Raw genomic sequence first — 22,783 nt, 5'->3', positions numbered from 1 at the left:
GACCTGGACGGCCGAGGGTTCGCTCGTTTGACCCGCGGCGCACCTAGCGGGCCCCGACTGACTTTTGGGGGTCCACGCCTGCGCCCGGAGGTGATGACGTCGAAGCCAACGAACGGTGCCACCGTTTGGGAACTCGAATCAGCCAACGTTTTGACTTCAGCGCTTACTCTCGGTGTGCGCGAAGGGCCAAGCAACCGGGGATTGTGTCATTACCGTTACAGACCGGGACCCACCATGACTCGACGTCCACAAGCAAGCTCAGGCCGAGTGGGATTTCGACTTGGCTACGTTCCGCCCAGGGACCGGCCAGGTGGCCGGGGGAATGATCTTATGAGCGAGGGTGCGTGACGCAGGGGCCGGAGGCACGAGGCCCGACACGCCATTGACCAGATCCCACCAGTCGGCGGCGTAGCGCTCACTGGTGAAGCGGGCCTCGAACGTTGCCCGCGCGGCCGTACCAGTGCGTGCCACCTCAGCGCGGTCGATGCGCTTGAGGAGGTCGGCGAGCGCCGCAGCATCCCCCGGGGGGAAGAACCAGCCGTCCCGCTCCGCGGTGACGATGTCCAACAGGCCGCCGGCGGCGGACGCAAGCACTGGGCGGGAGCGGGCGAATGCCTCAATCGCGACCAGCCCGAATGGTTCAGGTTGCTCGGAGGGCACGATCATGACGTCGGCGCGCTCGAGGTAGGGGGAGATGTCCTCGACCTCCCCGACGATCTCGATCGTTTCGGGGTGGTCGACCTCAGCGGCGAGAGCACGCACATCGGTGGACGCACCGCTGGGTGGCGCAGCGCCCAGCACGATCAGCCGGGCCTCGGACACATGACGCCACGCCTCCAGGAGAGTGGCGTAGCCCTTCCAGGCGTTCCACCGGCTGGCGACCAGGTAGGTGACCGGGCCGATACCGCCGGCGACCGGCTGGGTGGTGCCCGGGTCGGCGGTGCCGTTGGGAACAATGACCGTCCGGTCACGCAGCGCGGGAGGCAGACTCTCCACGACCGCGTTCGAAATCGCCAGGAGTTGTCCGCAATGACGCGCGAGCGGCCCGAGGATGCGGCGATCCATGTCACTCCACATCTCGTGGACGTGTCCGATCACGTGGGGGATCTGCGCCAGGCGGGCGGCGGGGGCGGCCAAGAAGGTCGCGCTGGTCGTGCAGTAGACCACGTCCGGACGATGCGCGTGCAGACGCTGCACCAGGCTCGCACTGCGCGCGCTCAGCCGCAGCAGCCCCGTGGGTGTCTGGTATGCCCTGCGCATGATGGGCAGCGGAAGGTGATGCACGCTGACACCGAGCTCCTCGAGGCGGTGACACAACGGGAAGGCACCGTGCTCGAGGTCGTCGGGCAACCACACCTCAACGTCAACGTCGTTCGGGATTGCCAGGATTTGGTCCAGGAGGACTCGGTCGGCGCCGTAGAGCTCGTCGGAGGAATGGATGAACAGCAGACGGCGTCGTCGGTGCGTGAACATGCGTGACCCCAAAACTCTCTACATGCGAGCGACACGAATGTCAACCCAACGGAAGGTAAATAAAACGCCTGCCAAAGGTTATCAGTTCGTCAGGAACTTGCCTGCAAAATGCCAGATTTGCGTAAGGTTCTCTTGTTGCTCAGTTCACAGGAGACGGTGAGAGGCCTTCCAGAGACGATGTCCACCATGGAAAGTCGTAGCGACGCCGTGCGTCGGCTGGCGTCGGCGCAGAAGAGCGCACGCGGCGCCGGAGGCTACTCGCGCTGGATCAATCGACCATTGGGGCGACAGCTTGCGGCGCTCGCCTACGTGCGGGGTTGGACTCCCAACCAGGTAACGGCCCTTAGCGCACTCTGCAGTGCCGCCGGAATCCTCGTGCTGGCACTGGTGCATCCCGGGGTCCTGATGGCCGTCGCAGTCGCGTTGCTCCTGGCGTTGGGCTACGCACTTGATTCGGCGGATGGCCAGTTGGCACGCCTCCGCGGCGGAGGTTCAGCGGGTGGTGAATGGCTGGACCACGTGGTCGATGCTGTGAAGGTCTCCAGTCTGCATGCCGCAGTGCTGGTGTCGTGGTATCGGTTCTTCGACTTGCGGCATGAGGCGTTGCTACTGATCCCTCTGGCATACGGCGTGGTGGCAGCATCGTCCTATTTCGCCCTCACCCTCACCGACCAGTTGCGCCGGGTCGCGGCCGCCAAGGCGGGGGAGTCGGCGGTCGCAACCCCGCTGGTCAATCCGGGCGAACACGCGCCGATCCTGCGGTCGCTACTCGTGCTGCCCAATGACTACGGACTGTTGTGCGTAGTCATGCTGCTGTTGGCGTTGCCTTCAGCCTTCGTGGTGGTCTACGGACTGCTGCTGCTGGCCAACTTCGCATACTTCCTGGTCGGCTGCGCCAAGTGGTATCGGGAGATGTCGGCGATCTAGGGCAACTATTCGCCGGCCAGCCGGGAGTGCAGCGCCTGCCGGAGCATTGTGCTCGACGTCACGACGGTGTAGGGCAAATAGACCACCTCGACACCGACTCCGGCGAAGTCCGCTTCGAGCTTTCGGCCCTTGTCGGTGCCGCGCCAGTCGTCACCCTTGATGATCACATCGAACTTCAGCTGCTCCCACATCTGCAGCTTCTCCGGAACGTCTTCCACGACAGCCTCGTCGACGTAGCGAATGCTCTGCACGATCTCGAGCCGCTCGATGAGGGGAACCACGGGCGTCTTGCCCTTGGCGGTGAGTGACCGCTCATCGCTGACGACGCCAGCGATGAGGTAATCGCAACTCAGCTTGGCATTCCGCAGCACGTTGAGATGCCCGATGTGAAACATATCGAACACACCGGGGAGGTAACCCACCAAGGGCTTAGCCATCGTCGTCAACCCATCTTTCCGTCCGAGCGACGACGACGACGCCCGGGTCTTTACGATCTCTTGACCCGGAGTTTACCGAGGTAGGGGCGGAATGATCCAGTTTCAGGGTGCGACTGGGTCCGGGTGGGTGATCATGGCCGTCCGTCCGTGCAAGCAACAGCAGGCTCGCCGTGATGGCCACGAGTCAGGCGCGGGCACGGGGGACGCTCGACGTGGCGATCGCTTACGACGGCAGAACGAACAAACCGCTCTTATGCAATGGAACGTCGTGCGACACAGAGACTCACGGCAGCCGGCTCAAGAACGGTCCGACTTGGACGCTCCCCGTGGGCACCCCGACCTTGTTAGCCACGCTCGGGGGTAGTGGAAGCGCCACTGCATTTCCGGCAGCGGTGGGTGCGACGCTTGCGGGTGTGGCAATCGCGTTACGCCAAGATGAGTTCTTTGCTCCCGAGAGCGCATTTGGTGTGTAGAAGCGGGTGACAGTTACGTTATCGCCGCCACCCCAGCCAACCATCGTGGGGGAAGGCGCGAATTGGTTGCCCTTGACGGTCAGGTTCATTGCGTCGGCGGAAATTCGCGTCTCCTTGTCGAGCGCATACACTTGGAACATTCCTGGGTTCGCCGCACCAAATGTGTTGTTACTAACTGTGATATTACGGGTGAGCCAAGGGTTGGTTGGGTCGCCCGCGGGGTATCGAGAATCGTGGCCAGGGTCACTCGGATTCGATTGCCGACGGTGGTCCTGTGACATGAAAACCCCGCCGACCCCGTAGTTGGCGAACGAGTTGTTGTAAACCTGCACGTTTCCAGTGTTATAGATGTACAAGGCGTGCTTGCCGCCGTCAACCACGTTGTTTGCAAATACACCAGTGTCCGATAGTTCAAGTTCGGCGCCGATCCAGTTTCGCGCAAATCGGTTATTTACCACCGCAAATCCGACCGTAGATTCATCGAGCCAGAGTCCTGCCGCCTGGTTGCCCGTGAACACACTACCCGCAACCGTAATGCCACGAGTTTTAGTGAACTTGATTCCTGCCGCCGAAGGCGACGGATTGAATTGTTGAAAATTGTTTCCTTGAATCAATGAATTTCGGATTGTGATGCCGTCAGCTTTGTTGCCGCCAACTCCGGTCGCCCCGTTGCCGAGGGCGCTAACTTGCTCGAGCGTTGCGTTGGGGCTGATGATGGCTATCCCACCAGTGGCATTATCTGTCACCACGACGTCTCGCAGGCGGGCATCGGATCCTTGGATAACCACGGCGCCCAACTGGTCAAGAGTGGTTGCGTAGCGCCGGATACCTATGCCACGGATGGTCACGTGACTACCGAAAACTTGGAACGCCTGTTGAACATCGCTGGCGCGCACCGAATGACCAGCAGGATCCGACCCGAGCACCAGTTCGTGGCGAGCATAGTCGACGAAGAACGTACCGTTGATCACTGCGCTTCTAGAGGCGACCTGTCGCTGTTGAACTCCGTCGATCCACATTCCGTCCGGCCATGCTGCCATCGGGTTCTGTACTCCCACAAAAGGGGATTGGCCAGACGGATACTGGCCCGCGCTGAAGCTGGCGTTATGGCTAAACAATGCATTCCAACCACTATGTACGTACACGCTCCCTTGTTTAACCCAGGTGGTTACTGCGCTCGTGCCGTCTAGCCAGACCGCCTCGTTCGGGTACGACTGAATAGTCAGACCTGACTTGGAGGGCGCTATGGTCACCCTTTCATGATAGCGGCCGGCTCGCACAACAATAGTCTGTCCCGCAACCGCGCGACTCACCGCAGCACCTATTGTCCGGAGGGGGGCATTAATATTGCCTTTGGCAGAATCATTGCCGTTCGTAGCGACGAAGAGCGAGCCCGCAGCAATCGGGTATGCCGTAGAGCCGATGGGTGCAGATCCAGCGGTGCTCGGGGCTGCCTCAGCCGGCGACGGAAAGAGAATAGGTGAGCTAGCAGCAGCGGCAAGGACCAACACCATGGCCGCCGTCGAGCCTAGAGGGAATCCGGACAAGGAACCGCTCGCAGGCTTTCTAAAAGCCACACCCCTTAAGAAATTTGCGTTCATGGCCAAGAAACTCCTCAGGACCGCAATCGAGCCGACATAGGGGCGCGTGGGCGGCAATGCCCGCGACGACCCAACTCCTCCTTAGCGTAGGAAGGCGTTGACCCTGCGTGTGGCTTGGGACGCAACTGATTTGCTGAGCTTGCGCAAACGCAGTTAGGCGCACGGTCAGCCCGTGCGCCTAACTGCGTTCGCTCTACCTACTGGGCGGGCTTCACGGACAGGTTGTCGTAGGTGAATACGACGGCACCGGTCGCAGCTGATCCAGACACGTACGATTCCAGGCCAATCGAGCCTGCGACCTGCAGCGCCGCTGTGCTATCCGTCACCGAGATTTGCGGGGTGGCGGGCTCCGCGGCGGTGGACTTCCATGCCGTGCCCGTGATCGAGGTTCCCTTAATCGTGAGGCGGATCCGCATAACGTCGCGTCCGGCGTAGGTGACACTGCCGAGCGAGACCGTCTTCAGCGTTGTCGACGTGCCCGAAACCACCTTCGTCAGCTGCAACTGCATCGCTCCGGAGCTTTGGTAGATCAGGGCGAGTCGGTAGTCGCCTGCGCTGGTGTGGCGGGCGCTCAGCACCGTGTAGTAGCCGCCGCCGGTGCTGAGCGTCGGTACCGAGCTGTCGATGACATAGTTGACGTCCGCTGCAGACAAGCCGTTGAGATAGTTGGTGTATCCAACGCCGGGACCGGCCACGGACATCAGCCCTGTTGATCCATTGGCAGTCACACGCGATGCGGTGCCGGACAGCGTCCACGCTCCGCCCTTATCCGCCGTTCCCCAGCCGCTGGTCGTCGTACGCGCGAATGTGTCCGTTGCAATGTCGGCGGGGACCGCGGTGACCGCCACCTGCTTGGTCGCCGAGGCAGAGTTCCCGTGGCCGTCATTGACAGTCAGCTTCACGGTGTACGTACCCGCTGCACCAAAGGTGTAGGTGGGGTTGGCAGCGGTGCTGGTGCCGGTGCCGTCCCCGAAGTCCCACGCGTAGGTCAGCGAGTCGTTCTCCGGATCGCTGGAGGCCGACGAGTCAAACGCCACCGCCAGCTGGTTTGGCGTCGCCTTGAACGACGCTGTCGGCGGCTGGTTAGCGATCGTCACGGCGTGCGTGACAGAGGTCTTCGCGCCGTCGTTGTCGGTTGCTGTCAGCGTCACCTGGTAGGTCCCACTGCGGCTGTAGGTGTACGACGGGTTGGCCGAGGTGCTCGTCCCGGTGCCGTCCCCGAAGTCCCAGGACAGGCCAGCCACGGTGCCGTCGGTGTCGGTCGTGCCGGCTGACGAGAACGTCGCGACCAGACCACTCACGCTTGAGGACCAGACGACAGTCGGCGGCTGGTTGGCTCCGCCAACGGTGACCGACTTCGTCACCGTGTCGGTTCCGCCGTCGTTGTCGGTGACGGTCAGCGTGACGTTGTAGTCGCCAGCCGTGGTGTAGGTGTGGCTGGGCTTGGCGGTGGTGGCGTGCGTGCTGCCATCACCGAAGTCCCAGTCGTAGGAGGCCACGGTGCCGTCGGTGTCACTCGAACCGGAGCCGTCGAAGCTCACCGCGTTGTGAGTGACGCTGGAGGTGAAGGCCGCCGTCGGGGGCTTGTTCACCACCGTTACCGAATGCGTGATCGAGCCGGTCGCGCCGTCGTTGTCGGTGACGGTCAGCGTGACGTTGTAGTCGCCAGCCGTGGTGTAGGTGTGGTCGGGCTTGGCGGTGGTGGCGTGCGTGCTGCCATCACCGAAGTCCCAGTCGTAGGAGGCCACGGTGCCGTCGGTGTCACTCGAACCGGAGCCATCGAAGCTAGCCACACGTCCGGCCACACTGGAGGTGAACGCCGCCGTCGGCGCCTGGTTGGCTCCGCCCACGGTGACCGACTTAGTCACGGAGTTTGTCGCCCCCTGATTGTCGGTGACGGTCAGCGTGACGTTGTAGTCGCCAGCCGTGGTGTAGGTGTGGCTGGGCTTGGCGGTGGTGGCGTGCGTGCTGCCATCACCGAAGTCCCAGTCGTAGGAGGCCACGGTGCCGTCGGTGTCACTCGAACCGGAGCCATCGAAGCTCACCGCGTTGTGCGTAACGCTGGAGGTGAACGCCGCCGTCGGCGGAACATTGGGCGGGGGTGCCGTCACAGTCACGCTCCGGGTGGTGGCCGTTGAGGCCATACCCGAGGTGTCCTTCACCGTCAGCGTGATCGTGTAGGTCCCGCCCGTGGTGTAGGTGTACGACGTCGTCGGGGTAGTCGTGGTGACCGGCTGGGATCCGTCGCCGAAGTCCCAGACATACGACGCCACTGAATCACCGGTGTCGGGATCCGAAGACGCACTTCCATTGACCGCCGCGGTGAGCCCGTTGGTGGTCGCGGTGAACGACGCAGTCGGCGCGTGATTCACACTGGCTGCGCTGTAGTGAGCAGCAATCTGCTGGGGGGTCAACTCGCTGCTATAGAAGGCAGCCTCGTCGATGGTCCCGGCGAAGTAGTTGCTACCAGCCCATGATGAGTCGCCGCCCACACGCCAGTATCCGTTGTAGGCCTGCTGACTCGTCTGTGGGTTGGTGGCGACAAGGGCGCCGTCGACGTACAGGCTCATACCATCCGAGCCCTGGGTTGCGACGACATAGTGCCAGTTGCCGTCGTTGTAGGTTGCATTGCTGGTGGCCAGGTTGGTCTGGCCAGTCCAGGTGCCGAAGGACAACTGACCCGAGGGCTGCATGTAGACGTGGCGGTCGTAGTTACCGCTGTTGCCGGTCTGCCGGTCGCCGAAGCCCATGATCTTGCCGCCGGCCGTCGTGGTGGTCTTGAACCACGACTCCTCGGTGTAGGTCGAGGGGCCGACGACTGGACCCGCGGAACCCAGCGTGCCGCTCGAGCCGTCGAACGAGACACCGGTGCCGCCACCAGTGGGTGACCCTGCGGCGCCTTGGGTGTAGCTACCGCTGTACAGGCCGTCGTTCCCGTTGCCCGACACGTCCTTCGCTGTGGTCGTCGTGTCAGTCATTCGGTAATAGACATCCGGGTGGTCGTTGAAGACCGCCTTGCCATAGGCGTCGCTCGGCGCCGTGGAGGTGGGCAGAGTCCTGCCGCTGTCGGTGTAGTGCTGCTGGATCTGCGCCGGCGTCAGGGCCGTTGGGTACACGGCGGCTTCGTCGATGCTCCCGGCAAAGTTGTTGTTGCCGTTGCCGGGCCAACCACCGATCGAGTCACCGCCGATACGCCAGTAGCCGCTGTACGGCTGACCGGCCGTGACATCAGTTCGGGTGCCGATCTTCTTACCGTCAAGGTAGAACGCCATACCTGCCGAGGACAGACTCGCCACCGCCTGGTGCCAGGTGCCGTCGTTGTATGCCTTCGGTGAGGTGATGGTCGACGTAGTGCCGTTGTACACGCCGAAGGTCACCTGACCGTTGGGGCTCATGTAGATGTGCCGGTCGTAGCTCGAGCTGGTGCCCGTACTGGAACTGCCGAAGCCCATGATCTTGCCGCCACCGGTGCTGGTGGTCTTGAACCACACCTCCTCGGTGAACAGGTTCGAGCCGGTGATGGCCGTCTGGGTCGAAGCGAAGGAACCGCTCGATCCGTCGAAGCTGTATGCCGTGTTGCTGTCGTTCAGCAATGCACCCGACGCGCCTTGGGTCGCACCGCTGGCTGTCATGGGAAGCGAACCCGCAGAGTCCGCCGCCGTCGTGCCGCTGGACTCTCCGAGGCGCCAGTAGTCGGACGCGCCATCATTCAGGACGTCCATCAGGTAGGCACTTGTCGCCATGTTGGTAGGCATCGTGACCGAGACGGTCTGCGAGTAGTTGAGGTTGCCGTCTGGATCAGCGGCCCTGATGTAGTAACTGTAGGTCTGACCCGCGGTGAGGCCGGTGTCCATGAAGCTGACAGTGGGCCTGTTCCAGAACTCCGAGTTGGCAGTGGTGGTGTACACCACCTTGCCGCCGCGGATCACGGAATACGTCAGGGAGGAGTTGTCGCGGTCCCAGTTCGAGGGTATCGAGACTCGGCTAATCGTGTTGGAGAGGGCCGTAACGGTCGGCGTCCAGTAGGTGCCCCCAAGTCGAGGTCCCTGTTTATTGGTCGACTTGGATGGCACACCAAACCGGCCGAGGCCGGCCTGCGCGCCGCCGTTGATGCTGGGGAACTCCCCGGTCACCACGACATAATTGGAGTTGCCGTTGATTGCCCAGGCAGCCTGTGTTTGGCCCGTAAGGTTGCCAACCGCAAGGTCCGGAAACCAGTTGATCAGCGACGGTGAGGCTGTGCCGTACCAGTCGTGGTAACCCAACGTTTCATGAGCGATAGTCCCGGTTGCCTGCTTGGTGAAGGCGAGGGCGTGCCGCATGTTGGTTGACCACGGGTCGCTTTGGGGGAAACCGCCGATGTTGCCGCAGTAGTGCGCATGGCTCACCGTGTAGACCGCGGCATCGTTGGCGAAGACGCCATAGGTGTCGCCGTGGCAGTCCTCTACCCAGTTGATGGCACCGGTGTTGCCATCAGCAGAAAAGGTGCCTTCCAAGTTGCCGTAGCCGTAGTAGTTGTACGCGGTGCCGTAGACGTTCGTGCCGTCGGTGCTCAAGCTGTAGATCGCTGCACCGCCTTGGGTCGTCACACCCCACGCGGTCACCGTGTCAGTCGCGGCCCAGTACACTTTGGCCCCGGTCGTCGGGTCGAGGGCTGCCAAACCGGTTGCGCTTTGGCCACCGATCTGGTCGAACGAGCCGCCCACGATGACCAGGCTCTTAGCCGGGTTCATGGTCATTGAGTAGACCTTGGCGTCTGCGCTGGGATTCCAGGGAAGAAGTGCGCCGGTGCTAGCTGACACGGCGGCAACCCGACTGCGGGCCGTCTTGTTGACCGTCGAGAAGATGCCGCCGAAGTAGACCGTTGAGTTAGTCACAGCAAGTGAAGTGACCTGCGCATCGGCGGTCACATTGAAGGAAGTGATGAGAGCACCCGTTGCCGGATCAAGCGCAGCGATCCGATTGGCGGTCTGTCCTCCGATGGTGGTGAAGCTTCCGGCGACGTAGAGGCGGCTACCGTCGGGGGACAGTGCCATTGCCAAAACCTGGCCGTTCGCGTTGGGGTTCCACGAGGTCATGACGCCGGTGCTGATTGAGTAGGCCATCAGGTTGTTGCGCGTGGTCTCGTTGGTGCCGGCTGCCGCACCAGCGGGCCGTGCACTAGTGAACTTGCCGCCCACGAAGACGGTGTCACCCGAAACCACCTGTGCCCAACCGATGCCGTTCATCTGGGCTGTGGGTAATGAGTCGGCGGTAACCAAGCTTGCTGAACGATCGGCGATCGGACTTGTGTCGGCGTGCGCGACGGTCAGCGGCACGAGCATCGCAGCTATGAGGATGGCGACGGTCGCGGCCGCGATCCGCGTGATGTGCCTACGCACCGCCCGCCCGCGACTGTGAGTGGTTGCCGAAGCCGTGGGTCCGGGGACACCGAACGATCGAAGCACAAGTGCCCCCTGGGTCAAGTAATGGTAAAAATCGCGTCAGGCAACAGTAAGGAGTTGCCCATCGGAGAGTCTAAGACGTGACCATGGGCCCTGATGACCAAAATGGCGAAATTGGTCGAAACTGTTCGGAGCGGTTTCTTGTATGCGGATGTAAAGCCCGGTATAGGCGCATGTTGCGCGAGGACCGAGCGCGTGCAACTTCGGGGCTGTCCCGTTACGGGCTTGTTCCGGTGAAGGTGACGGCCGGCGCGGTGGGCGAGTAACTGACGGTGACCGCTACCGGCCCACTGGTCTGGTCCACGCGAAACACATAAACCCCCGTCGCAGAGGCGCCGGGCTTGACTGAGCCGCTGAACGGCTTTGCTGGGGGTCCGTCGGCCGGATCGCCTGGAGTTTGGGCGGTTCCGACCGCGAGGTTGACGACGGCGGAATCCAAACTGATGGGAGCGGACGAGCCGTTGTGCACCGTGACGGTAATAGCGAGCCCTGGGCCCTTCGTCTGGCCAGACCCGGAGCCGGATGCGGTGACGGTGGCGATCTTGTCGATCTGCCCAGTAATTTTTCCGCCGAACGTCGCCGTACTGGTGATCGGAGCAGTACTGCCCGGCGGCTGAGTGCCAGAGGGCGCTGGTGCGTGCGATGTGCTAGCGGGAGATGTTGAAGCGCTGGGCGCGACGCCGCCGGTCGCGGAAGTCGACCCTTGGGAGGTCGCCTGGCCGTCGGACGGCTTGGTACTCGTCTGTGTTGCGGACGGGAGCGTTGCGCTCCCCGTTGCTCCCGAGCCGCCGGAACTGCAGGCGGATAACGCGGTGACGGCGAGCAAAGACGTCGTGAGAATGAGCAGGGTACGACGGTGCGCAGCGTCGAATCGCGCACGTGACAGATACATGGGTTCACTGTAGGTCGGCTTGATCAGAATCGAGCCGGGTTACATGAATCCAGCGAACGGTTCTCCCTTAGGAGCTGCCTTTCGACCCCTTTCCCACGGGTCCTGCGTCCTGCGTCGGCCGATCCGGGGCAGCGGTAACACCTTTCGAAGCATGTTCGGTTTTGTCCGTTAGGTGGTCCGCGTGTCGCGTCGGGTTGGTAGAAGCGTAGGAGTAGTAGCTACGGTCCTTGCGGGTGCGGGGGACCTGGTTCAGGATCCATCCGATGCACTGCGCCCGCACAGCGTTGATTGCCGAGGTTGCTTGCGCGATCTGCGCGCGCTTCGTCACACCGTGACGCGCCACGAGGATCACACCGTCGCATTTACTGGCGACGACCACGCCGTCGGTCACCGGGATGACAGGCGGGGTGTCAATGATGACAACGTCGAATCGATCGGCCAGGTCCTGAATGACGCTGGTCATATGGCGACTATCGAGCAACTCCACAGGATTGGGTGGAACGGTTCCGGATGGGAGCACCCACAGATGTGCTGGGGTCTCGGTCAGTACGTCATCCAGCCCGATTCGGTTGGCAAGTACATCAGACAGGCCGATGCTGCCGTCGATCTTTAGGTATTCGGCCACGCGCCCCCTGCGAAGGTCTGCATCCACCAGCAGAGTTCGTTGTCCGGTTTCGCCGAACGCAGCAGCCAAGTCCACCGACATCGTGGTTTTCCCGTCACCGCTGACTGCGGATGAGACCGCAATCACTCGAGGCGGGCGGTCCACATTTACAAACTGCAGGTTGGTTCGTATCTGCCGTATCTCTTCGGTCAACGGGTTGTATCCGTCGTTATCCGGCATTAGAGGGCTGGCCCCCTTCGCGGCCAAGCTTGCTGTGCCCAACACTGCTTGCCCGGAGACCTCGCTCAGCTGAGCGGTCGACTTCACGGAGGTATCGGTCAGTTCTCTCAACAGCGCCCACGCGATGCCTACTCCTAACCCCAGCAGAAGGCCCAGTCCGTAGTTGACCTTCTTATTGGGGGCGATCTGGATGGCCGGCGTGGGCCCGGTCACCACGGTCAAATCAACCGAGGGGGTCTTCGATGCTGGGGTAACGTCGAGGTCTTGGACCAAGGGCGGCATAGCCACTTTGATGCCCGCGGCGAGTTGCTGCGCGTGGGCGGGGGAATCTCCGGTGGCCTGGGCGGTCATCAGAACGGTGTTCAGGTCGGCGGTGCCGCTAATGCGAGTCGCCAGCTGGTGCGGATCATCAGTCAGATGCTGATCGGCAACAATCCGCGCGGCAAGTTCATCGCTGCTAAGCAACTTGACGTAGGAATTCACGCGTTGTGTGCCGAACTGGCTTGCGTCGAAGAGCGAGGACGTGGTCGACGGGGGCGTCGCCACGTAAAAGGTCACCTTGCTTGCGTAGACCGCGGGGATTTGTGTAGTGATGGCCGCCGCGAGAGCGACGCCGAGTAGTGCGAGCAACGACAGCAACTGCCAACGCTTCCGCAGAGTGCGAACGGCAGCAGACAGATCCACCGGACATCTCCTCAAAGTCGATAGACCGCGGAACCGGTTCAGGCGAGCCGAGGTTGAGCCGCGAGGTATTTTTCATGGTACTCGCGTCGTGGGCGCTGATCTCGCCCGTCGAATCGTGACGCGACCGACCACGGCGAGAACTGGCCGGTTGCCGCACCGTCTAAGAGGAGTGTTACCCCGTGACCGATCGACCACCCGCCCCGGACGACGATGCCGCCATGAGTGAACGTGTTGTCGTCGCCGTTCTGACGTATCGTCGGCCCGAGGGAATCTCTCGCATCATCCCCGCCCTTCTCGAGCAGCTGTCCCATGCCGAGCTCGCGGCTCACGTGCTGGTTGTTGACAACGACCCTGACGCGTCCGCTAAGTCGATCGTTGCTGAATGGTCCGGGGAGGCGGTGCGCTACGTCCACGAACCACGGCCGGGCATCGCGGCTGCGCGCAACAGGGCTTTGGTCGAATCCGTGAACTTCGACCTCTTGGCGTTCATTGACGACGACGAGATCCCAGCGCAAGACTGGTTGGCCAACCTGCTTGCTGCCTGGCAGAAGTATCAGTGCGCTGCGGTTACCGGGCCGGTCGTTTCTTGCTTTGAGGGGCCGGTCGACCGCTGGGTGATCGCGTCGGGCCACTTCGAGCGCAGGGTTCTAGCGAGCGGCAAACTCATGCGAGGTGCTGCAACGAACAACCTCCTCCTTGATCTACGGGTTCTCCGCCGAATGGACGTTAGGTTCAACGCGGGGACCTTTGATTTGACACTTGGGGAAGACACTCGTCTGACCTATGAACTGGTCCGCCAGGGCGAGCAAATTCGCTGGGAGGATTCCGCAGAGGTCATTGAGCTAGTACCCCCCGAGCGGGCGACTCCCGCGTGGGTGCGTCGCCGGATCCGAAGTGCGGCCAACACGTGGGGCCGCATCCAGTTGGACATTGCTGACACGGCGGCCCAGCGAGTCAGCGTGCGTGTGAAGCTAACTATTCGAGGGGTGGCCATCGTGGTGCGAGCCGCGGTTCGTGCCGTGCGGGGCGTCATCGCCGGTGATTGGCCCCTCCGTGTTCACGCGCAGTGCGAGTTGGCTCGCGGGGTCGGTCTGCTGAGTGGTCTGTGGGGACTCAGGATCCAGGAGTATCAGAGGATCGAAAGGCGCAGGCTGGGGCTCTGGAGCCGGTCCGGTGGAACGTCCGCGGCGTAGTAAGCGTGCTAGCCCCAGGCGATCGGTGATCATCTGGACATTGCGTCGTTCGGTGGGTGAGAAGGTGGTGATGGCGATCAAATACGCAGCGCTGAACACGAGCCCCAGGCCGATCTGGGCGAGTGGTGAGGCAACCACGAGTTGGCCGCCTGCTGCCGCTAATCCGGCGGGTCCGGACACCAGGAAGATCGAGCGGGTGGCTTGCCAGAACAACGGCGCACGGGGAACGCCAACCACGTCACCCGCTCGCCAGAGCGAGACGAGCCAGTACGTCAGGTGCCCCACGGAGTGACCTATCGCTACACCGATCGGGCCCCACGGCAGGCCGGCAAGCAGCAGCACCACCATGAGCGGACCCAACACCAAGAAAAGCCGAAGTTGCTCCCCAGTCTTGCCCCGCGACAGGAACATCCAGTAGGACACCTGGCCAATACCCCTAAACATTCCGCCGATGGCGATCGCAATGAAGATTGGGGTGACCGCGTCCCATCGGGCGCCGAACAGCGTCAGAACGAGCGGATGCGCCATTCCTGCCGCCATCGCAAAGCATGTCGCCAGGAAATAGCACCCGATGAGTTGAGACCCCTGGATGTACCGCACATAGACGGCCTGCTGCTCGTGAACGCGTGACAGCACCGGCAACGTCACGCGGGCCATGGTGTCGTTGATCTGCTGCATCGGAACCATCATTAGTTGGTAAGCCCTGCTGTAGAGACCCACCAGGCCCGCTCCCCATACGGCCCCGAGCGCGATGCTGTCGACGTTGTTGGTGGCGTAGCCGAGAAGTTGGACGCCAAGCACGCCACCGCCGAACCGAAAAAATCGTCGCACCGACACGGCGCGGCGATAAAGCCCCGGCCGCCAGCGGGATTGAAAGACATTCATTACACACGAAGTAATCACCAGAGCCGACTGTTGCCCCACGATCGACCAGTAACCGAAACCCAGCAAGGCCATGGTGATTGATGTACAGACCGCAACCGTTTGGGCAGTGATGCCAGTCAGGGCGAGCGCGTTAAAACGAAGGCTTCGGCTCAGGTTTGCCCAGAACTGGGTATTGAATCCGCTAATGACGAACAACCCCGCAAGAACAAGGACGATTGGTCCCACCTTAGGGTTGCCGTATAGAGCGACCAATAGCGGCGCGGAGCAGGCGACGACAACAGCGCACGCCGCCCCGATGCCTGTGTTGATCCAAAGCAGGTTGGTGCGTTCGTCGTCGCTCAGTTCCGTGGCCTGGATCGCGGCGGATGACAAACCAAAGTCCCGGATCAGTTCTGCGACGCCGGTGATCGCAGTCACCATGGCCACTAGACCGAAATCCTCTGGGCTGAGCAGCCGCGCGAGAACAACGAGTGAACCCACCTGGAGGAGTAGGCGCGCTAGCTGGGCAGCTAGAGAGACACCTGCACCTCGAACGGCGGTCGTCGCCAAGCTCATTGGGTGGACCCTGAGGTCGACCCGTAACCGGAATGCGCGAGCTTCGACATGGATGCGCCCGCGACGTCGGGTGTCGGCGTGGAGGTATCCAGATCCCGGGTGAATAGAATTGTCGCGAGCGGTAGCACCACGACCGGGAAGAGTAGTCGGTTGTCCACGATGACTAACGACACTTCGAACACACAGACACCTGCGAGTGCGCTGAGGAACCCGGTGGGCATGAAGCTGCGATTGGTGGCGAGGCGTCCGACGCACCGGCACGCCGCAACCAGCAACATGCCGATTAGAAACGCATAGACCGCCCCGCCGGTGACCAGCACCTGGAGAAATTGATTATGAGCGTGAAAGACGTTGGGACCCAACGACGCTGATGAAGACCCGATGACATTGAACCAGTTCGCGCCCAGGCCGAATACGGGAGCGGACTGCCACGCTTGAATCGATTGCATCCAAATCGCACCTCGATTGGTGAAGGCCGTAGGTTCGTGCACCAGGAACGGCAACACCGCGCCGACGGTGAAGAGCAGACCGCAACCAACTGACGCCACTGTCGAGCGCCACTGCCGGTCGCACCGGGCGACCGCGGTGGTCAGTAAGGCACTAAGAACCACTGCCTCCATCGATCCGCGTGACGCCGTCCAGAGCAGTGCGAACAAGGTGACAGCGACAAAGAACCATCTTGCACGTCTATGGCGGATGAGAAACACCGCTGGCAGGCCGGTCGCAATGAACTGACCGAAGTTGTTGCTATCTGTGAATAGGCCCACCAGCAATCCTAAAGGAAGGATCTCTTTTTCGGCAACAATTGCATTGTTAGTGTAAGCCGAACGAAGAATAGCGTGATCGGGTAGTACGAAGCCGAGAACTACCCCAACTAAGCAGACCAAACCAACTAAATACCCGATCATGGCCAGATCCTGGATGCGGGGCCTGAGTAGCCAAACGGCGATGAATACCAGTGGTACTGCGAACGCGGCGTTGTCAGCGGGGACTCCCAGGTATTTTCCTTGAACCAGCATGTAGGCGACGGGAGTGATCGACAGGACGAGGGCGACGCCGCGTGAGGAAGGAGAGACGGTCCATCGGGACGCAATAATCCACAAGCAGATCGCGATAGTTAGATAAAAGAGGGCGCGCTGGCTCAGGTCGGACAGAGGTGTGACGACTAGATTTGACGCGCCAAGCATGTTGCGAGTCTTGGTTGCTTGAAGGGTCTGAATGAACCGCGGCAAGAAGAACCAAGCGCTCACGGTGAAGAACAGAGCGCGCGTCAAGACCTGCCGTGACCGCAACCACCCGAGGTCGCTGTCGGCGGGAGTCTGCACGCTTGCTTCCTTCCTGTGCACTGTTCTCTGGATCCCATGGCTAGTGTCCGCCTTATGAGGTGTAGGGGCCAGTCAGCGACGGGGCCTGGGTGCTCATCGGTCGCGTGGCGACGCCCATTCCTGCTCCGAGTGCGGTTGACTAGCGTGTCACCAACGACTCGGTTGCACGAACGGGGTGGTATTGCAGTGGGCTGCCGAGCGCTGAGGAGACGTCCCGGGATGCAGCCTACGGCGGCGACCAGCGAATCAGGCGCGGGTACGTCGATATCACATGCAACAGGGAGCTGGCTGGACTGGGTGCCGTATCCTTGCTCGCGCGGCTGATACGTCAATGAGGAGAGAACTGGCATGCGCGTGCTCGTCACCGGGGGTGCCGGATTCATCGGAAGCAATTTCGTTCACCTGACTCGGCGGATGTTCCCAGAGGTTCGGATCACCGTCCTGGATGCTTTGACCTACGCGGGAACCCTACGGTCCTTGGCCGAGGTTCAGGACGACATCCGTTTTGTGAAGGGCGACATCGCGGACCGGAGCCTTGTAGACGGCTTGGTCGCGCAGCACGACGTGGTCGTCCACTTCGCAGCCGAGTCGCACAACGACAACTCCTTGCGTGAGCCCTGGCCGTTCGTGGCTACCAACGTTGTGGGCACCTTCAACCTGTTGGAAGCGGTGCGGGCGCATGACGTGCGCTATCACCACATCTCCACTGACGAGGTGTACGGCGACCTTGAGCTCGACGACCCTGCCCGGTTCACCGAGGACACGGCCTACAACCCGTCGAGCCCGTACTCCTCCACCAAGGGCGCGAGTGACCTGTTGGTGCGCGCCTGGGTACGGTCGTTCGGGGTGCGAGCCACCATCTCCAACTGCTCGAACAACTACGGGCCGCGTCAGCACGTGGAGAAGTTCATTCCCCGCCAGATCACCAACGTGCTGGATGACGTGCGTCCCAAGCTCTACGGCGATGGACTGAACGTGCGCGACTGGATCCATGTCGATGATCACAACCGCGCCGTGTGGACGATCATCGAGCGGGGCCGGATCGGTCAGACCTATCTGATCGGTGCCGACGGGGAGCAGAGCAACCTTGCGGTCGTGCGCCTGATCCTGGCCGCAATGGGCAAGGACCCCGAGGACTTCGACCACGTGGTGGACCGGCCCGGGCACGACCGGCGCTACGCCATCGACTCGACGCGACTGCGTGCTGAGTTGGGCTGGCGACCGCAGTATCCCGACTTCGAGTCCGGTCTGGCCGCCACCATCGACTGGTACCGGTCGAACGAGTCGTGGTGGCGTCCGGAAAAGGACGTCACCGAGCGCCGCTACGCGATCGCCGGCGCGGAGTAGTGGCACGTTGGCTGGTCGTCGGCGCGAGCGGAATGCTGGGCACTGACCTCGTCGCGACCTTGAAGAACTCAACCCACGATGTGACCGCCTGGTCCCGTGGTGACCTGGACATCACTGATCATCAGCAGGTGCTGGACCGCGTGACGGGGTTTGATGTCGTCGTCAACGCTGCCGCGTGGACTGCCGTCGACGCAGCGGAAACCCATGAGGCAGAGGCGTTTGCGGTCAACGCAGTCGGAGCGGCAAATCTCGCGACTGCCTGCGAAGTCTCCCGTAGGACCCTGGTGCAGGTCTCCACCGACTATGTCCTGGACGGGTCGGCGCGATCACCGGCCCCAGTGGATGCCCCGGTCGCCCCGCGCACGGCGTACGGGCGGACCAAGGCGGCGGGGGAGTGGGCCGTTCGCGCCGATTGCGAGCGGCACTACGTCGTGCGGACGGCCTACCTCTACGGCGTGTCTGGACCCAATTTGGTCAACACGATGACACGACTGGCGCAAGAGCGGCAGACTATACAGGTTGTGAATGACCAATGGATCCAACCGACGTGGACAATCGACCTGGCACAGGCGATTGTTCGGCTGGTGGACGCCGAGGCGCCATATGGCGTGTGGCACGGAACGTCAAGTGGCCAGACCACCGTCTGGGAGTTTGCTCGCGCTGTGTTCAAAGCGATTGGTCACGACCCCGAGCGGGTTCTACCCACCGCGCTGGCGGACTATCCGAGTGCAACGCCGCGACCGGCGTACAGCGTGCTCGCCCACGACCGGTGGATTGCGGCCGGTGTGCCACCGCTACCCGATTGGGATGACGCCCTCGCCCGCTTCATGGCGCAGATTGATCTGGCGGACGCGCGATGACGGACACGAACCGTCGCCCTAGCGTGGCGATCATCGGTACCCGCGGCTACCCCAGCTACTACGGCGGCTTCGAGACACTGGTTCGCCATCTCGCGCCCTACTTGTGGGAGCAGGGTTGGGACGTCGAGGTGTACTCCCGGCCAGGACAGACCGTCCCGGCGGAGGCCGACCCGCGCATCACCGTTCGCTTCACCCCCGGAGTGGAGACCACGTCGTTCAGTACTTTGTCCTACGGTCTGACCTCCACGACCGCTGCGGCAGCGCGCAAGCCGGATATCGCCTTGGTGATGAACGTCGCCAACGGGTTCTTCCTGCCGGCGCTCAAAGCGCGCGGCGTGCCGGTCGTCATGAACGTTGACGGTCTGGAGTGGGAGCGCGAGAAGTGGGGACCCAACGCCAAGCGCGTGTTCCTGGCGGGTGCGCGCGCATCAGCCCGGTGGGCCGATCAGTTGATAGCCGACTCCACGAACATCGCGGCCTACTGGAAACGGGTGTTCCACCGGGAGTCGACCTTCATCCCGTACGGGGGTGAATGCGACGACACGATGCTCGACGGCGCTCCAGCGGCAGCTCTCGACGGGCTGCAGCCGGGCAACTTTGTGATGGTCGCGGCCCGACTGGTCCCGGAGAATTCCATCGACTTGTTCCTCCAAGCCGCCCGTGCACTGCCTCCTGAGGTGCACGTCGTCGTTGTCGGCGGGGGTGATGAGACCAACCCCCTGTGGAACGCCGCGGTTGCTCTGCGCGCAGATCGACCGAATCTGCACCTGCTCGGTCAGGTGAAGAACGACGACTTCCTCAACTGGCTGTGGGCCAACGCCGGTGTCTACTTCCACGGACACTCGGTGGGCGGCACCAACCCATCGCTGGTCCAAGCCATGTCGTGCGGTGCCGTCATCGTGGCACGTGATTCAGTGTTCAATCGCGAGGTCCTTGGACCTGACGGACACTTCGTGGCTCCCGAGGCTGACGCGATCGCCCGGGAGATCACCGCGGTCCTTGCTGAACCCGAAACCCGGGCGCAGATGTCCAAGCTCGCCCGGGAACGGGCCGAGGAGTCCTACAGCTGGGGACCGGTACTGGCCCAGTACGAGCAGCTACTTCGGGCCCAACTCAAGCGGGATTCAACGAAGGAGCCAGTAACGGAGTTCGCCTAACCGCCCAGGACGAGGTCAGGTGGGGCCGGGCCGGGAACTCCCGAGGTTCAAACCGGTTGAAGCAATTACGACGCAGAGCATGGGCCAAGGACTTACCATTGCGTAACCAGGTCGGGGAAAGGACTGACGTGCAGGCACAGATATCTACTGCCGCGGTTGCTGCGGCGTTGCCTGCCGAGAAGGCTCAGGCCGCCAGCCCGTGGCGATCGGTCGTCCGCGCGCGCCTGGTCGCTTTGGATACAGCTCTGGTCATCATCGCGGTGGGGTGTGCCTTTGTACTGCGATTCGGTCAGGCCGAGGTAGAGCGCGCCAGCTCCGCCGACTATTTGTGGGTCTCGCTCGCCCTGATCGTCTGCTGGATGGTGAGTCTGTGGGGTGCGCAGACGTACCGTGCCGAGTACCTGGCGCTCGGCTCGGAGGAGTTCCGTCGCGTCATCCGGGCGACGTTGTCGGTCTTCGGACTGTTTGCCATCGTCTCCATGGTCTTCAAGTTGGAGATCTCCCGGAGCTTCCTTGCTGTCGCGTTGCCGCTTGGGCTCTGTTTGCTCCTCTTGGGTCGAGCGACTGCCCGGATGCTTTTGAACAAGCAGCGGGGGCGCGGCCGGTTTGTTGACCCGGTGCTCATCATCGGCGCGCCCCAGGAAGTCCGGTACGTCGCGTCCCGCGTGGGTGGCCACCCCGCGGCGGGCTACCGGGTCGCCGGAGTGGCAACGGGTGAAGGGCACGCCGAGGGTTTTCAGCTGAGCAACGGCGAGATCGTGCCCGATGTGGGTGCGATGGAAGGGGCGCTGGATTCGGCGAAGCTCCTGGGGGCCAGCGGCATCATTGTGGCTGGTCAGTCGCGGGTGGACCGCGGCTCGTTGCGCCAACTGTCCTGGAGCATGGAAGGTAGCGGGATCAGCCTGGCGCTGGCGAGCCGGATGACCGATGTTGCCGGCCCCCGGATCCACTGGCGGCCCATTGAAGGTCTGCCACTGATGAGTGTGGAGATGCCCCGATACAGCGGCGTGCGTTTCGCGGCGAAACGGGCGTTCGACTTCGCTGCTTCGCTGATAGGTCTGCTGATCCTGGCTCCTGTGATGGCGGTGATCGCGGTGATTATCAAACTGGATAGCCCGGGCCCGGTCTTTTTCCGGCAGACCCGGGTCGGGGTCAACGGAAGCACGTTCGAGATGGTCAAGTTCCGCTCGATGGTGGTCGACGCGGAGGATCGCCTCGCGGACCTGAAGGATCTCAACGAGGGGCACGGCGCTCTCTTCAAACTGCGGGACGACCCCCGGATCACCAAAGTGGGCGCCGTCCTGCGCAAGTACTCGCTGGATGAGCTTCCCCAGCTGTTCAACGTGGTCACGGGCGACATGTCGCTGGTGGGCCCACGGCCTCCGCTGCCGTCCGAGGTCGAGTCCTACGAGGCACACGTCAAGCGCCGCCTCAACGTCAAGCCAGGTATCACCGGCCCGTGGCAGGTGGGCGGGCGCTCCAACCTGACGTGGGAAGAGACCGTCCGTAAGGATCTGTACTACGTCGAGAACTGGTCATTGGCCGGAGACATCTTGATCCTCATCAAGACCGTTCGAGCTGTCCTGATGCGGGACGGCGCGTACTAGCCCTCGGGCCGGAGGCGGGGCTCAGTCCAGGTGCAGCCAGTGCTGCCACCCCGCGTGCAGCACCAACCACGCGATCAAGCCGTACCCGGCCTGCCCGGGGTGGATCCCATCGGTGGCAGCCAGATCAGCATTCCACTGCTCGTGATGCAGGAGTGGTCCGAAGCAGTCAACATAGGTCACTCGTCGTCGCGAGCACACATCGGCCTGGGCATCGACCAGCGTTTGGAGCCGCGCGTTGGTCTCCGCGTCCACGGTGGGCGGCGGCCCCACCACAAAGGTTGAGATCGCGCTGCTGGATGCATCATCGAGGATATTGGCCAGATTGAGCCGCGACCGCGCGGTGGATAATCCTGCGCGAAGGTCGTTCAGTCCCACCCCGATCACCAGGCGCCGCTCGTTGGAGTCGCGCCAGCGAACCGCGGTCTCACCCTGCCAACGGGCCAACACGTCGGTCGAGTCCTCACCCGAGACGCCGAGGTTATAAGCGTTGAGCTCAACTCCAGGGTGAGGAGTACGTGCCAGAACGCGCCCGACCCAGCCGAGTGCCTTCGGGTCGGCGTAGCCGGCGACCAACGAATCACCGACGAAGCAGATGGTGGTGCGGCGGTCCTCACCGGCCACCTCGAAGTGCTGGGTGGGGGCGAAGTCGGGTTCGTGAGTGCTATCGGTCACGGAAGAATCCTCCGAGTGTTCATTCGTCGTCGTCGAGTCGGGCGAGCCAGGATGCGAGGCGTTCGATAGGCACCTCGAACTCGGGGTTGAGATCAACGAACGTGCGCAACTGTTCCGCGAGCCACGCCAGGCTCACCTCGTCCTCGCCACGGCGCGCGGCGAGTTCCTCGATGCCACGATCCGTGAAGTACATGGTCTGAACCTATCGCGAGACTGGTCGGCCTCTTGGCACGCAACGCCTTCCCGCGCCGGTGCGGACTCGAGCTGCTGGGTAGGGCGCGCCGTCTGACACCGGAGGCCGCGGACTTCAGTGTGCCGCCATATATCGACGAAAATACGATGGGACGGTTCGGCTCGTGCGAAACTATCAACTCAGAAACCTCAGACGGGCACATCTGTGCCGATGG

Annotated in this window: 16 protein-coding genes and 1 pseudogene; 7 read left to right on the top strand and 10 right to left on the bottom strand. The window is 62.7% G+C overall.

Annotation, left to right across the window (positions count from 1 at the left end):
* Nucleotides 1-258: 258 nt before the first annotated feature.
* On the bottom strand, nucleotides 259-1,473 hold the full coding sequence (locus AZH51_RS00645) for a glycosyltransferase family 4 protein (protein WP_291520290.1): 1,215 nt from the start codon (nucleotides 1,471-1,473) through the stop codon (nucleotides 259-261).
* Nucleotides 1,474-1,659: 186 nt separating this feature from the next.
* Between AZH51_RS00645 and AZH51_RS00640 the strand changes: the two genes are divergently transcribed.
* Nucleotides 1,660-2,400, top strand: coding sequence for a CDP-alcohol phosphatidyltransferase family protein (locus AZH51_RS00640; protein ID WP_291520289.1), 741 nt, complete (start codon nucleotides 1,660-1,662; stop codon nucleotides 2,398-2,400).
* Nucleotides 2,401-2,405: 5 nt separating this feature from the next.
* Here AZH51_RS00640 and AZH51_RS00635 read toward each other — a convergent pair whose 3' ends face one another.
* Nucleotides 2,406-2,837 (bottom strand): adenylyltransferase/cytidyltransferase family protein, encoded by a 432-nt coding sequence (locus AZH51_RS00635; RefSeq protein ID WP_291520288.1) that lies wholly within the window; start codon nucleotides 2,835-2,837, stop codon nucleotides 2,406-2,408.
* A 283-nt stretch (nucleotides 2,838-3,120) separates the two neighbouring features.
* Nucleotides 3,121-4,563: a right-handed parallel beta-helix repeat-containing protein gene (locus tag AZH51_RS00630; RefSeq protein WP_291520287.1), complete on the bottom strand. Its 1,443-nt coding sequence runs from the start codon at nucleotides 4,561-4,563 to the stop codon at nucleotides 3,121-3,123.
* Between the two features lie 112 nt (nucleotides 4,564-4,675).
* Here AZH51_RS00630 and AZH51_RS00625 point away from each other — a divergent pair, with 112 nt between their 5' ends.
* Nucleotides 4,676-4,951, top strand: coding sequence for a hypothetical protein (locus AZH51_RS00625; protein ID WP_291520286.1), 276 nt, complete (start codon nucleotides 4,676-4,678; stop codon nucleotides 4,949-4,951).
* Between the two features lie 157 nt (nucleotides 4,952-5,108).
* Here the strand turns inward: AZH51_RS00625 and AZH51_RS00620 are convergent, their stop codons facing one another.
* The 3 genes from AZH51_RS00620 to AZH51_RS00610 form a co-directional block, all read right to left on the bottom strand.
* Complete coding sequence (locus AZH51_RS00620; protein WP_291520285.1) at nucleotides 5,109-10,292, bottom strand: PKD domain-containing protein; 5,184 nt, start codon at nucleotides 10,290-10,292, stop codon at nucleotides 5,109-5,111.
* 1,022 nt (nucleotides 10,293-11,314) lie between these two features.
* A complete protein-coding gene (locus AZH51_RS00615) occupies nucleotides 11,315-12,775 on the bottom strand; it encodes a polysaccharide biosynthesis tyrosine autokinase (protein ID WP_291520284.1) in 1,461 nt (486 codons plus the stop codon).
* Nucleotides 12,776-12,813: 38 nt separating this feature from the next.
* Nucleotides 12,814-13,104: a hypothetical protein gene (locus AZH51_RS00610; protein ID WP_291520283.1), complete on the bottom strand. Its 291-nt coding sequence runs from the start codon at nucleotides 13,102-13,104 to the stop codon at nucleotides 12,814-12,816.
* Between AZH51_RS00610 and AZH51_RS18695 the strand changes: the two are divergent.
* Nucleotides 12,994-13,671 (top strand): annotated as a pseudogene (locus AZH51_RS18695) (glycosyltransferase family 2 protein); the annotation flags it as partial. The gene AZH51_RS00610 and the pseudogene AZH51_RS18695 sit on opposite strands and share 111 nt — an antisense overlap.
* A gap of 75 nt (nucleotides 13,672-13,746) precedes the next feature.
* Here the strand turns inward: AZH51_RS18695 and AZH51_RS00605 are convergent.
* Both AZH51_RS00605 and AZH51_RS00600 read right to left on the bottom strand, forming a co-directional pair.
* Nucleotides 13,747-15,408: a lipopolysaccharide biosynthesis protein gene (locus tag AZH51_RS00605; RefSeq protein WP_291520282.1), complete on the bottom strand. Its 1,662-nt coding sequence runs from the start codon at nucleotides 15,406-15,408 to the stop codon at nucleotides 13,747-13,749.
* Nucleotides 15,405-16,733, bottom strand: coding sequence for an O-antigen ligase (locus AZH51_RS00600; protein WP_291520281.1), 1,329 nt, complete (start codon nucleotides 16,731-16,733; stop codon nucleotides 15,405-15,407). The genes AZH51_RS00605 and AZH51_RS00600 overlap by 4 nt, the downstream gene beginning before the upstream one ends.
* 348 nt (nucleotides 16,734-17,081) lie before the next feature.
* Here AZH51_RS00600 and rfbB point away from each other — a divergent pair, with 348 nt between their 5' ends.
* The 4 genes from rfbB (at nucleotide 17,082) to AZH51_RS00580 (ending at nucleotide 21,704) form a co-directional block, all read left to right on the top strand.
* Complete coding sequence (rfbB, locus tag AZH51_RS00595; protein ID WP_291520280.1) at nucleotides 17,082-18,080, top strand: dTDP-glucose 4,6-dehydratase; 999 nt, start codon at nucleotides 17,082-17,084, stop codon at nucleotides 18,078-18,080.
* Entirely contained in the window at nucleotides 18,080-18,940 is an 861-nt protein-coding gene (rfbD, locus tag AZH51_RS00590) for a dTDP-4-dehydrorhamnose reductase (RefSeq protein WP_291520279.1), read from the top strand. The genes rfbB and rfbD overlap by 1 nt, the downstream gene beginning before the upstream one ends.
* On the top strand, nucleotides 18,937-20,097 hold the full coding sequence (locus AZH51_RS00585) for a glycosyltransferase (protein ID WP_291520278.1): 1,161 nt from the start codon (nucleotides 18,937-18,939) through the stop codon (nucleotides 20,095-20,097). The genes rfbD and AZH51_RS00585 overlap by 4 nt, the downstream gene beginning before the upstream one ends.
* A 128-nt stretch (nucleotides 20,098-20,225) precedes the next feature.
* On the top strand, nucleotides 20,226-21,704 hold the full coding sequence (locus AZH51_RS00580; RefSeq protein WP_291520277.1) for a sugar transferase: 1,479 nt from the start codon (nucleotides 20,226-20,228) through the stop codon (nucleotides 21,702-21,704).
* A gap of 21 nt (nucleotides 21,705-21,725) precedes the next feature.
* On the opposite strand, the gene AZH51_RS00575 is transcribed toward AZH51_RS00580, so the two are convergent.
* Together AZH51_RS00575 and AZH51_RS00570 are read right to left on the bottom strand one after the other, a co-directional pair.
* Entirely contained in the window at nucleotides 21,726-22,376 is a 651-nt protein-coding gene (locus tag AZH51_RS00575) for a GDSL-type esterase/lipase family protein (RefSeq protein WP_291520276.1), read from the bottom strand.
* Nucleotides 22,377-22,395: 19 nt separating this feature from the next.
* Nucleotides 22,396-22,569, bottom strand: a complete 174-nt coding sequence (locus AZH51_RS00570) for a DUF6104 family protein (RefSeq protein WP_291520275.1) — start codon at nucleotides 22,567-22,569, stop codon at nucleotides 22,396-22,398.
* Nucleotides 22,570-22,783 lie beyond the last annotated feature (214 nt).

Source organism: Branchiibius sp. NY16-3462-2 (genome assembly GCF_001594145.1).
In the GTDB taxonomy this organism is placed as follows: domain Bacteria; phylum Actinomycetota; class Actinomycetes; order Actinomycetales; family Dermatophilaceae; genus Branchiibius.
The sequence above is the reverse complement of the archived record's forward strand: the minus strand, read 5'-3'. Positions and strand labels throughout refer to the sequence as shown.

Excerpts from the sequence above, each read along its gene's own strand:
- AZH51_RS00645 (WP_291520290.1), bottom strand. The coding sequence starts at position 1,473 with ATGTTCACGCACCGACGACGCCGTCTGCTGTTCATCCATTCCTCCGAC.
- AZH51_RS00640 (WP_291520289.1), top strand. The coding sequence starts at position 1,660 with ATGGAAAGTCGTAGCGACGCCGTGCGTCGGCTGGCGTCGGCGCAGAAG.
- AZH51_RS00635 (WP_291520288.1), bottom strand. The coding sequence starts at position 2,837 with ATGGCTAAGCCCTTGGTGGGTTACCTCCCCGGTGTGTTCGATATGTTT.
- AZH51_RS00605 (WP_291520282.1), bottom strand. The coding sequence starts at position 15,408 with ATGAGCTTGGCGACGACCGCCGTTCGAGGTGCAGGTGTCTCTCTAGCT.
- rfbB (WP_291520280.1), top strand. The coding sequence starts at position 17,082 with ATGCGCGTGCTCGTCACCGGGGGTGCCGGATTCATCGGAAGCAATTTC.
- AZH51_RS00585 (WP_291520278.1), top strand. The coding sequence starts at position 18,937 with ATGACGGACACGAACCGTCGCCCTAGCGTGGCGATCATCGGTACCCGC.
- AZH51_RS00570 (WP_291520275.1), bottom strand. The coding sequence starts at position 22,569 with ATGTACTTCACGGATCGTGGCATCGAGGAACTCGCCGCGCGCCGTGGC.